The following is a 10555-nucleotide window of genomic DNA, read 5'->3' as shown; positions in this document are numbered from 1 at the left end:
AGCTGAAAGATATCCGGTTGCCTGCATTGCGGAATGAAAGATAAGAAAATGGGCAGAAGGGGGGACGGTAACAATTGAAGAGATCGATCGGTTGGAAATTTTCAGTCGTCCTGCTCATCATCGGCTTTATGGTGTCCATCCAATATAATACGATCAAACATCCTGAGGAACGTGATACAAGGGATATATGGGCAATCCGCCAAGAATTGGCCGAGGAGAAAAAGACGCATTCCGAACTGTTGAAAGAAATACGTGAGTTGGACAAGACAATTGCGTCCTATCAGACGATGACGGAAAAGAATACGGGAAAAGCGTTGGCGGACACGGTGGATAAACTGCGTCAGCAAGCGGGTGAAACAGATTTACAGGGACCCGGTCTCATTATAGAAGTTAAGCCTTCTCCTGAAAGCATCGCGTATGGAATGCCAATCACGAGCATTTCATCAGACTTGCTCAACCGTTTTGTCAACGACTTGAACAGATTCAAAGGGCATGATCTTGAGATAGATGGGAAACGGTATACCATACTGAGTTCCATTCGCGACATTAACGGCATGACGGCCGTCAATGGACTCGATGTTGCCACTCCGCCTTTCAAAATAAAGATTGTGACACAAACAAAACAGGATTGTGAAAAGCTCTATAATTATCTGCTGGCTTCATCCATCCATGATGACTTTTACTTGGAGAATCTGATTATGGAAATTAGTGAACCACAGGAAGAGGTAGCGATCCGAGGATGGCCAGAAAAATTTGAAAATCTGTATTTAGAAGAACTTCCGAAAGGGGAATGACAATGTGGTTGCCGTTATTAGGACTGTTGCTCGGAATATCGCTTGGTCTTCTATCAGATATTCAAATACCGCAAGTTTATGCAAACTATTTATCCATAGCGGTATTGGCTGCATTGGATACACTTTTCGGCGGCATCCGGGCACATCTCCAGCATATTTACGATGACAAAGTGTTTATATCCGGATTTTTCTTTAACATCGCGTTAGCGGCCGCTCTTGCTTTCCTTGGCGTGCATTTGGGCGTCGATCTGTATTTGGCTGCGGTATTTGCATTCGGAGTCAGATTGTTCCAAAATATAGCGGTTATTCGTAGGATCCTTCTGACCAAATGGACGGATCGGGGGAAGGTTTCTGAGGCGAATGATTTGAAATGAAAGGAATTGGGTTGCCGATGGCGAAAATATTTAGACAATACGACTATAATACAATAGAATGGAATGTAAGAGTTGTTATGGGAGGTGCCATGTAATTGAGTCAATCTACTATCTATGTATCACTTGATATAGGATCTTCTTCCGTCAAAGTGCTGATCGGGGAAGTCAATGGCGGATCCCTGCATGTTATCGGTGTGGGCAATGTCCAATCCGCTGGCATACGGAAAGGGACGATTATTGACATTGACGCGACTGTGCAGTCAATCCGTAAAGCGGTTGACCAGGCAGAACGGATGACCGGTATGCAAATACGAGATGTGATCCTTGGAATTCCTGCGAATGGCGTTATTTTGCAAGACGTCAAGGGAGTCGTCGCAGTTAATTCCGAAAACCGTGAAATTACGGATGATGACTTAGGTCGCGTCATTACATCCGCGCAAGTGATGTCTGTCCCGCCGGAACGAGAAATCGTCAATATTATTCCAAAGCAGTTTATTGTGGATGATTATGATGAAATAAAAGATCCGCGCGGCATGATTGGCGTCCGGCTTGAAATGGATGGTACGTTAATTACAACATCAAAAACATTAGTGCATAATATATTGCGTTGCGTGGAACGCGCTGGCCTGACGATTCGGGAGATTTATTTGCAGCCGCTTGCGGCAGGCACCTTTGCATTAACGGACGATGAAAAAAATCACGGTACCGCTTTTATAGATATCGGCGGCGGTTCAACGACAATTTCTATCTTTAGGGACAACCGTCTAATTGCCACATCGGTTCTTCCGGTCGGTGGAGACCACCTTACAAAAGATTTATCAATCATTTTGAAGACACCGACAGAGCAAGCAAGAAAGATCAAACATCAATATGGACATGCTTTCTATGATGATGCGTCCGATGATGAGTTGTTTGAAGTTCCGGTCATTGGAGCTGATTCTAAAGATCAGTATAGTCAAAGATACATATCGGAGATCATTGGGGTCCGGCTTGAGGAGCTTTTTGACCTAGTGCTCGAAGAGTTTTATCAAATGGGCATCCGTGATCTACCGGGTGGCGTCGTCTTGACTGGCGGCACAACAAAGCTGGAGGGCATCTTACAACTGGCCCGCCACGTTTTGAAAACTAGGGTAAGAATTCATACGCCAGAGTACATTGGTGTTCGTGAACCGATGTATGCAACGGCGGTGGGTCTCATCCGATATGCTTACATGGAAGATGCTTACTTCGGAGTATCCCCATCCTCTCCTGCAACTGTGGTGGATGAAGGAATTGAACGAGGACAAGTCAATGTAAAGAAACAAGCAAACGACCGTCCGAAAGAGAAGAAATCATCATTGATAAGCAAAACGAAAAAATTCTTTGATGGATTTTTCGAGTGACTGCGAAATTTTACTTTGTTAAGAGAACTAGGAGGAGAGACGGATGCTAGATTTTGATACAAATATCGACTCGCTTGCTGTCATTAAAGTGATTGGCGTAGGCGGAGGCGGAAACAATGCGGTAAACAGGATGATTGAGCATGGAGTGCAAGGCGTGGAATTTATTGCGGTCAATACTGATGCGCAAGCGCTTAAGCTATCTCACGCAAGTGTTAAACTTCAAATTGGGGCAAAGCTCACGAGAGGTCTTGGTGCAGGAGCCAATCCTGAAGTTGGCAAGAAAGCTGCAGAAGAGAGCAAGGAACAGATTGAGGAAGCGCTGCGCGGCGCTGATATGGTGTTCGTTACAGCTGGCATGGGCGGCGGGACAGGCACAGGTGCAGCTCCGGTCATCGCCCAGGTGGCAAAAGATCTTGGCGCATTGACTGTTGGTGTTGTGACTCGTCCATTCACTTTTGAAGGAAGAAAACGTTCGACTCAAGCAATCGGCGGAATTTCAGCGATGAAAGAATCGGTCGATACACTTATTGTCATTCCAAATGACAAATTGCTTGAAATCGTCGATAAAAATACACCGATGCTCGAAGCGTTCCGTGAGGCGGACAACGTACTTCGACAAGGTGTACAAGGTATTTCAGACTTGATCGCCACGCCTGGTCTTATCAACTTGGACTTCGCGGATGTTAAGACAATCATGTCCAATAAAGGCTCTGCCTTAATGGGTATCGGTATGTCGACTGGCGAAAATCGTGCGGCGGAAGCGGCGAAAAAAGCCATTTCCAGCCCCTTGCTTGAAACGTCAATTGATGGAGCGAAAGGCGTCATCATGAATATAACAGGCGGCTCCAACCTATCCCTGTTTGAAGTACAGGAAGCTGCCGATATCGTAGCGTCTGCATCTGATGAAGATGTTAATATGATTTTTGGTTCGGTCATTAATGATGATCTGAAAGACGAAATCATTGTTACGGTCATTGCCACAGGTTTTAACGAAGAGCAACTTACACAAGTGCGTTCCAACCGCGGTGGAGGTTTTGGCAGCACCCGTCAACGGGAAGCGCAGCCTGCCCAGCAAGCTGCTCCTGCAAGACGGGAAGAACCGCTTCAACACCACACGCAATCCGAGCCACAACGGCAACCGCAGCAAACGAATCAGCATGAAGATGCGCTTGACATTCCGACGTTCTTACGGAATCGCCAGCGCAGACAATAAAAACGATATGAAAGGACTTCCAGCTATTTCTGCTGGGAGTCTTTTTTGTCTGTAACTACGAGGATACGAAAGAGGCTGGATTAGTATTATGTCGTGCGGCCTGTCGAATATTCGAAGAAAATAAATTCTCATTCCGACAAACATTTCATAGGCCAAGTGTTATCCTTACCATCAAGGGAGGGTGGTTCATGTATGGTGAGCTGATCATCGCGATTAATATGGTTTTTAATTTTGCCGTGCTTTCTTTTGCGAATAAGACAGGGAACCTGCAGGCCGCCCGTGGACGACTTTGGTTCGCCTCCTTTGCAGGTGCCTTACCCGTCACATTATTTTCATCCTCTTTCATTAGCATGATCATTTCCTTTCTGCTCATGACATTTTGTGCTTTTGGGAAAGCCTTGGCCGTATGGAGGAAAGCGGTAGGAATTGTCTTAGTGGGTGCCTTATTTTCAGGGGGGCTGCTAACCGTCTACTCCTCACAAACCTTCCCGATGCCGGCTTACCTTTCTGTCTTTCTTAGTGCACTTATTGCTTTCATTTCATTATCAATCTTTAAAGGAAAATGGCTGGATGTGCGTGTAGCTAAGCAGATGGATGACTTTGCTTGCATGTCAACACTGCGAATATGGAAACAAGACATTCGGATACAGGTGTTCATTGACACCGGAAACAGTTGTACAGAGCCGATGACAGGAGCGCCGGTACATTTCGTTTCCTATCGGGCGGTAAAACAGATGATTCCGAGGGATTTAATTGGCCCGCTCGAGCAATGGAACCCGAAAAAACTGGCTAATGTAAGTTCTTTTCCAGCTGAGTATCAAAAAGGGATCCGACTAATCCGACTTACTACAGTACAAGGAGTAAGCTGGGCGATCGGATTTAAGTACGAGTGGTGGAGATTGGATGATGGTGATCAATTGCAACCTGGCTATCTCGTGCTGACGAAAGAGGACAATCGTTATCCGGATGGGGCGGATGCAATATTACACGTTTCTGCTATGGAGTCCATATCAAAGGAAAGGGGAACTGCGCATGTGGTATAAGTTGAAGAGTTGGTTGTCGATCTTAACAAGTTTTTTCCGGAGAAAACGGGGCACCTTTTATATTGGGGGCCATGAATCACTTCCGAAGCCATTGACAAGGGAAGAAGAAGCGCAGACCATCCGTGCTTTCATGGAAGGCGATATGGAAGCGAGAGATACATTAATTGAAAAGAATCTTCGGCTTGTCGTCTATATTGCAAGACGTTTTGACAATACGAATACTCATATCGAGGATTTGATCAGTATCGGGACAATCGGGCTGATCAAAGCGATTGAGACATTCAAAAGCGACAAAAACATAAAATTGGCTACCTATGCATCACGATGCATTGAAAATGAGATTCTTATGCACTTGCGCAAAACGAACCGGACCAAATCAGAAATTTCCTTTGATGAGCCACTGAATTCAGATGCAGACGGCAATGAGTTGCTCTTATCTGATATATTGGGCACAGATGAACATATTATAATTGATGATGTCGAAAAAAAATTGGAAAGACAGCACATGATAGAAGCAATTATGCTGCTTGATGAACGAGAGCGTTATATTATGGAATGCCGGTTTGGCCTGACGGGACAGCTTGAAATGACGCAGAAGGAAGTGGCGGAGTTATTAGGTATTTCCCAGTCGTATATCTCCCGGCTTGAGAAGAAAATCATATCGGATTTACGTGATCGGCTGAACCATCCGATCGCCTGATGGTTATAATTGGCGCTTCCCTTTTTCGCATATTCTGTAATTCGGAGGACAAACTATCCACTACAGTCATCTACAGAAAGCGGAGGAAAAGCGAATGATGCGTACTAGAGTGGAAATCTGCGGTATCGATACGTCTAACTTGCCATTACTGTCGAACGAAGTGATGAAAGAAACTTTTATTCGGCTTCAAAACGGTGACGAATCAGCTCGGGAAGAACTTGTCGTCGGAAACCTACGATTAGTACTAAGCCTTGTTCAACGCTTTGCATATCGCGGTGAACAGGCGGATGACCTTTTCCAAGTCGGGTGCATCGGCTTGCTGAAATCGATTGATAACTTCGATTTGAAACATAACGTCCGGTTTTCAACATATGCAGTTCCCATGATCATCGGTGAAATCAAACGGCACTTGCGCGATCATCATGCAATCCGTGTTTCCCGATCCTTACGGGACATTGCCTACAAAGCGATCAAGGCAAAAGAGCAATATATTAACGAACACCAAAAAGAACCCCGGATATCGGACTTGGCTGAAGCGACCGGCATCCCGGAAGATGATATTTTATTTGCCTTGGATGCCATACAAGACCCTATGTCACTTCATGAGCCGATGAACAGTGATGGCGGCGACCCGGTATTCATTATGGATCAATTACAGGACAAAACCGTTTCGGAAGAACGATGGCTCACTTATGTAGCTGTGAAGGAAACGGTATCCGGCATGAGTGAAAGACAGCAGCTGATCCTTTCAAAACGGTTCTATCTGGGCCAGACACAAACGGAGATTGCAAAGGAGCTCGGCATCTCACAAGCCCAAATCTCCCGTCTTGAGAAGAATGCAATCAAAATCATACGTGATGGCATGGAAAGTAAAAAATGAATATAGCAAGTTGGAGGCGGTTGGATAATTCCAATCGCCTTTTTTGGCTGGTTTTGTAGAAGAATGGGAAGACATGCAACAGCCATGCTGTCGTTTTAATTATGCGTACGATATGAATTTTTATGCCCACCTGGCCTGTATTTCTTTTCGTTCCCTAAGAGCTGGTGCAATTCCTCGAAAATCTGTTTTTTTTTTTGCTCCTTAAAAATCGCATTTTGCAGCTTCGTTTTCATAAAAACCTTCTTCTTGTCTAATTGCTTTTTTTGCTGGCTCCTTCATATCTTAGTAAGAAGGGAGGAGAGGCAATGAAATTTACCGATTTGCAGAAGAAGGAAGTCATCGAAGTGAGAAGAGGATCATTTTTAGGATTTGTCCAAGATGCCACGATTGACATTAAAAGTGGAAAGGTAGATTCACTGCATGTAGGAGGTGCAGAGCGGTCGTTTTTTTCGGATTCTAAAATAAAAGATTTGAAACAAGTCAAGTATGCAGAAGTAGTTACAATCGGAAAAGATATCGTTTTAATTGGAAGGAAAAGTGAGAACGGATAAGCTAAACGTTGATATGTGCGTGTTTGCTTGATACAATAAAGCAAAGTAGAAGAAAAGTAGTGATAATTGTATGGACGCACTCAAGAGTCGAATTGATCATATTGAACAAGAAATCATAGCTGCTTGTGAAAGAAGTGGACGCCAGCGGTCTGACGTTACGGTTATCGCGGTGACAAAGCAGGTTTCTGCTGAGAGGGCAAAGGAAGTTATCGCCGATGGGATTGTTCATTTAGGCGAAAATCGTGCTGAAGGGCTTCTAGGAAAGCGGCAGGCGATTACAGATCATGTCATCTGGCATTTCATCGGAAATGTGCAAAGCAGAAAAGTGAAGGATTTCATTACTGAAATTGATTATTTGCATTCCTTGGATCGCCTCGGCTTGGCTAAAGAAATCCAGAAACGGGCAGATCACCCGGTCGATTGTTTTGTCCAGGTCAATGTTTCAGGAGAGGAAAGCAAATCCGGTCTAACTCCTGATGAAGTCGGGACATTTTTAGAAGATCTTGCTGTGTACGATAAAATCCGTGTTGTTGGCTTAATGACAATGGCGCCTTTTACGGAAGATACGAATTTCATTCGCCAGGTATTCCGTTCGCTGCGGGAGCTGCGTGATGAAATGGCAGCAAAACAGCTGGGCCATGCTCCATGCCAGTTGCTGTCTATGGGCATGTCAAATGACTATACAATTGCAATAGAAGAAGGCGCGACTCATGTCAGAATCGGAACCGCGTTAGTCGGGACAGAGAGTGAGGGATAACAGTGAGCATGAAGAAAAGATTCGAGAAATGGTTCTATTTAGAGGACGAAGAAGAATTTGAGCAAGAACGTTCCGTCCAAGTGCAGCAACCAGTGCAGGAACCTCCTAAACGTGTGAATACTAGAAAGCAGACTACAAACGAACCTCAGCCGACTGCCAATATCGTGAGCTTGCAGAGCATTCAAAAATCTTCCAAAGTTATTTTGGTGGAGCCGCGGGTGTATGCGGAAGCACAGGATATTTCCGAACACTTGAAGAACAAGCGTGCTGTCGTTGTCAATCTGCAACGGATCGAAAGAGATCAGGGGGTCCGCATTGTCGATTTCCTAAGTGGAACCGTCTACGCCCTCGGAGGCGACATCCAAAGGATTGGCACTGATATTTTCTTATGCGTTCCAGAAAACGTCGAAGTAGCCGGCTCTATAACCGATTATTTTGAACGATAGAATTTAAATGAGGTGTGACAGTCATAATGGCCGTGTTACTATTTAAACTATTTCAACTAATTATGTATGGTATAAATATTTACAGTATTCTACTTGTGATCTATATTTTAATGTCATGGGTGCCAGCTTCTAGGGAAACAAAGGTCGGAATCTGGATTGGGAAACTTGCTGAACCATATTTAGGGTTTTTCCGTAAATTCATTCCGCCTTTTGGCATGATCGATTTTTCTCCTTTGGTGGCGTTATTCGCACTAAACCTTATCGGAAAAGGCCTTGCGCAGGTATTCATGATGATAATAAATTCTCTTCTCTAATGGATAAAGCTATACAGTCCTCACAATTGGGTGAGGATTTTTCTATATAGAGCAAAAAGGAGTTTCGACATGGATTCGATCATTCAGCATTTCAGAAAAGATGAACAGCCTTTCATCGAAATGGCGTCTGGCTGGGTTAATGAAGTAGAGAATACCTATTCTCCTAAGCTGACAGGATTTTTAGATCCAAGGCAGCGTTTTATATTGCAGACGATCTCACAAGGAGCCGGATTGCTCTCTTCCTCAGATGGAGGATTCCGAGAAGCGGAAAGGCAGCGCGTCCTTTTATATCCGGATTATTATGAACCTACACCAGAGGATTACCAGATTTCAGTATTTGAAATTCATTATCCCTCCAAGTTTGTTCAATTGGAGCATCGTGATGTCTTAGGTTCTTTAATGGCGCTTGGCATCGACCGGTCAAAATTCGGCGATATCCTAATTGAAAATGGACAGGCACAGCTAGCGGCAGCAAACGAGATGAAGGACTATTTGCGAGCCAATTTCGATTCAGTCGGCCGCTCTAAAGTCAGGCTGGATTTTGTCGAAAATCCGGAAAAATTGTTAGCATCGACCGAACAGTGGCTGGAAAGTTTGCATATTGTCAGTTCGCTTCGACTAGATGTCATTGTGGCTTCGTTGCTGAATTGTGCAAGACAAAAAGCCTCTGCACTAATTCATGGAGAAAAGGTGAAAGTCAATTGGACGATTCGTGAACAAACGTCGTTTGAGATCAATGAATTGGATATGATTTCGATCAGGGGAGCAGGCCGTTTTAAAATTATGACTATCGAAGGCAGGACAAAGAAGGACAAAATTCGTCTGAATATTGGTAAGTTAGAATGATTTTTCAGACAATCGCATGAAAAACTACTGCTTTCTTTCCTGCCAGTATGTATAATAGAATAGAATACCTGAAAGGGGAGATCCACTAGATGGCACTGTCACCACTTGACATACATAATAAAGAATTCAGCCGCGGATTCCGCGGATATGATGAAGATGAAGTGAACGAGTTTCTTGAACAGATTATGAAAGACTATGAAAATGTCTTGGATGAGAATAAGAAATTGAAAAGTGACCTGAAAGAAACAAAGGAGCAGATTTCACATTTCAACTCAATCGAAGAAACGCTCCAAAAATCGATCCTCATTGCGCAAGAGGCTGCTGAGGATGTGAGGCGCAATTCAATGCAAGAATCGAAGCTGATCATTAAAGAAGCGGAGAAGAATGCAGACCGAATTGTTAACGAGGCACTTTCCAGAGCACGCCGGATCGCTCTGGAGATCGAAGATTTGAAAAAACAGTCCAAAGTGTTCAGAAACCGTTTCAAAATGCTGATCGAAGCGCAGCTTGATTTAATTAAGACTGAGGACTGGGATCGCTTGATGGAATATGTTCCAGATACAGATAAGCTCGAAGCGGCTGCTGATCAGGAATGAAAGCTTGACTTTTCTTTTCATTCACAACTATAATAATGTGCATATAATGAACGACAGGCATTGAAAGAGACAGTACTTTCCGATATTTACGCATAGCGAGCCGGGGTTGGTGGAAGCCCGGACGTCGATACGGAGACGAAAATCACTCTGGAGCCGGATTGAAGAAACGCAATCCCGGTACACCCCGTTACGGTGGCTGAGAGGCAGTGGACAATCGTCCATTGCAACTAGGGTGGTAACGCGAGACTCATTCCTCGTCCCTTTTTGGGGGCGGGGATTTTTTTGTTTCTCGGGCTCAATGCGGTTTCTAACAAATATGATTTGATAACATTCGAGGAGGAATTTTGATGGAGTACAAAGATACGTTGCTCATGCCGCAGACGGAATTTCCGATGCGCGGTAATTTGCCGAATAAAGAACCGGAAATGCAGAAGAAGTGGGAAGAAATGGACATTTACAAAAAAGTGCAAAAGCGCACGGAAGGACGTCCGTTCTTCGTTTTACATGATGGACCCCCTTATGCAAATGGAGATCTCCATATGGGGCATGCACTGAACAAAGTGTTAAAGGACATGATTGTCCGTTATAAATCGATGTCCGGATTCCATGCACCGTATGTTCCAGGCTGGGACACTCACGGCCTACCGATTGAACAGGCA

General features: G+C 44.4%; 14 protein-coding genes and 1 other annotated feature. All 14 genes read left to right on the top strand.

What is annotated here, in order from left to right:
• Positions 1-74: 74 nt before the first annotated feature.
• A complete protein-coding gene (locus tag NCCP2222_RS08315) occupies positions 75-794 on the top strand; it encodes a DUF881 domain-containing protein (protein WP_248511414.1) in 720 nt (239 codons plus the stop codon).
• A 2-nt stretch (positions 795-796) separates the two neighbouring features.
• Positions 797-1168, top strand: a complete 372-nt coding sequence (locus NCCP2222_RS08310) for a small basic family protein (RefSeq protein ID WP_248511412.1) — start codon at positions 797-799, stop codon at positions 1166-1168.
• 95 nt (positions 1169-1263) lie between these two features.
• Positions 1264-2550, top strand: coding sequence for a cell division protein FtsA (ftsA, locus tag NCCP2222_RS08305; RefSeq protein WP_248511410.1), 1287 nt, complete (start codon positions 1264-1266; stop codon positions 2548-2550).
• Positions 2551-2593: 43 nt separating this feature from the next.
• The gene (gene ftsZ / locus NCCP2222_RS08300) at positions 2594-3763 is read left to right on the top strand and encodes a cell division protein FtsZ (protein WP_248511408.1); all 1170 of its coding nucleotides are present in this window, start codon (positions 2594-2596) and stop codon (positions 3761-3763) included.
• A gap of 188 nt (positions 3764-3951) precedes the next feature.
• Positions 3952-4806, top strand: coding sequence for a sigma-E processing peptidase SpoIIGA (locus NCCP2222_RS08295; RefSeq protein WP_248511405.1), 855 nt, complete (start codon positions 3952-3954; stop codon positions 4804-4806).
• The gene (gene sigE, locus NCCP2222_RS08290) at positions 4796-5506 is read left to right on the top strand and encodes an RNA polymerase sporulation sigma factor SigE (protein WP_184206871.1); all 711 of its coding nucleotides are present in this window, start codon (positions 4796-4798) and stop codon (positions 5504-5506) included. The genes NCCP2222_RS08295 and sigE overlap by 11 nt, the downstream gene beginning before the upstream one ends.
• A 97-nt stretch (positions 5507-5603) precedes the next feature.
• Positions 5604-6386 carry an RNA polymerase sporulation sigma factor SigG gene (sigG, locus tag NCCP2222_RS08285; protein ID WP_375709175.1) on the top strand — a complete coding sequence of 261 codons (783 nt, stop codon included), beginning with the start codon at positions 5604-5606 and terminating at the stop codon, positions 6384-6386.
• Between the two features lie 305 nt (positions 6387-6691).
• Entirely contained in the window at positions 6692-6937 is a 246-nt protein-coding gene (locus tag NCCP2222_RS08280; RefSeq protein WP_248511401.1) for a PRC-barrel domain-containing protein, read from the top strand.
• 70 nt (positions 6938-7007) lie between these two features.
• The gene (locus NCCP2222_RS08275) at positions 7008-7694 is read left to right on the top strand and encodes a YggS family pyridoxal phosphate-dependent enzyme (RefSeq protein WP_248511400.1); all 687 of its coding nucleotides are present in this window, start codon (positions 7008-7010) and stop codon (positions 7692-7694) included.
• 2 nt (positions 7695-7696) lie between these two features.
• On the top strand, positions 7697-8140 hold the full coding sequence (locus NCCP2222_RS08270; RefSeq protein WP_248511399.1) for a cell division protein SepF: 444 nt from the start codon (positions 7697-7699) through the stop codon (positions 8138-8140).
• A 26-nt stretch (positions 8141-8166) separates the two neighbouring features.
• Positions 8167-8454 carry a YggT family protein gene (locus NCCP2222_RS08265; RefSeq protein ID WP_248511398.1) on the top strand — a complete coding sequence of 96 codons (288 nt, stop codon included), beginning with the start codon at positions 8167-8169 and terminating at the stop codon, positions 8452-8454.
• A 69-nt stretch (positions 8455-8523) separates the two neighbouring features.
• Positions 8524-9300: a YlmH family RNA-binding protein gene (locus NCCP2222_RS08260; RefSeq protein ID WP_248511397.1), complete on the top strand. Its 777-nt coding sequence runs from the start codon at positions 8524-8526 to the stop codon at positions 9298-9300.
• Between the two features lie 89 nt (positions 9301-9389).
• Positions 9390-9896, top strand: a complete 507-nt coding sequence (locus NCCP2222_RS08255) for a DivIVA domain-containing protein (RefSeq protein ID WP_248511396.1) — start codon at positions 9390-9392, stop codon at positions 9894-9896.
• 51 nt (positions 9897-9947) lie between these two features.
• Positions 9948-10161, top strand: a binding site (T-box leader).
• 82 nt (positions 10162-10243) lie between these two features.
• The coding region (locus NCCP2222_RS08250; protein WP_248511395.1) for a class I tRNA ligase family protein at positions 10244-10555 on the top strand (312 nt) is incomplete at its 3' end.

Origin of the sequence: Sporosarcina sp. NCCP-2222 (assembly GCF_023168145.1) — a bacterium.
Classification (GTDB): domain Bacteria; phylum Bacillota; class Bacilli; order Bacillales_A; family Planococcaceae; genus Sporosarcina.
The sequence above is the reverse complement of the archived record's forward strand: the minus strand, read 5'-3'. Positions and strand labels throughout refer to the sequence as shown.

What these genes read in the sequence shown, in the direction of transcription:
- sigG (WP_375709175.1), top strand. Translation starts at nt 5,604, where the DNA reads ATGCGTACTAGAGTGGAAATCTGCGGTATCGATACGTCTAACTTGCCA.
- NCCP2222_RS08295 (WP_248511405.1), top strand. Translation starts at nt 3,952, where the DNA reads ATGTATGGTGAGCTGATCATCGCGATTAATATGGTTTTTAATTTTGCC.
- NCCP2222_RS08265 (WP_248511398.1), top strand. Translation starts at nt 8,167, where the DNA reads ATGGCCGTGTTACTATTTAAACTATTTCAACTAATTATGTATGGTATA.
- sigE (WP_184206871.1), top strand. Translation starts at nt 4,796, where the DNA reads ATGTGGTATAAGTTGAAGAGTTGGTTGTCGATCTTAACAAGTTTTTTC.
- NCCP2222_RS08280 (WP_248511401.1), top strand. Translation starts at nt 6,692, where the DNA reads ATGAAATTTACCGATTTGCAGAAGAAGGAAGTCATCGAAGTGAGAAGA.
- NCCP2222_RS08255 (WP_248511396.1), top strand. Translation starts at nt 9,390, where the DNA reads ATGGCACTGTCACCACTTGACATACATAATAAAGAATTCAGCCGCGGA.
- NCCP2222_RS08310 (WP_248511412.1), top strand. Translation starts at nt 797, where the DNA reads ATGTGGTTGCCGTTATTAGGACTGTTGCTCGGAATATCGCTTGGTCTT.
- NCCP2222_RS08260 (WP_248511397.1), top strand. Translation starts at nt 8,524, where the DNA reads ATGGATTCGATCATTCAGCATTTCAGAAAAGATGAACAGCCTTTCATC.
- ftsZ (WP_248511408.1), top strand. Translation starts at nt 2,594, where the DNA reads ATGCTAGATTTTGATACAAATATCGACTCGCTTGCTGTCATTAAAGTG.
- NCCP2222_RS08275 (WP_248511400.1), top strand. Translation starts at nt 7,008, where the DNA reads ATGGACGCACTCAAGAGTCGAATTGATCATATTGAACAAGAAATCATA.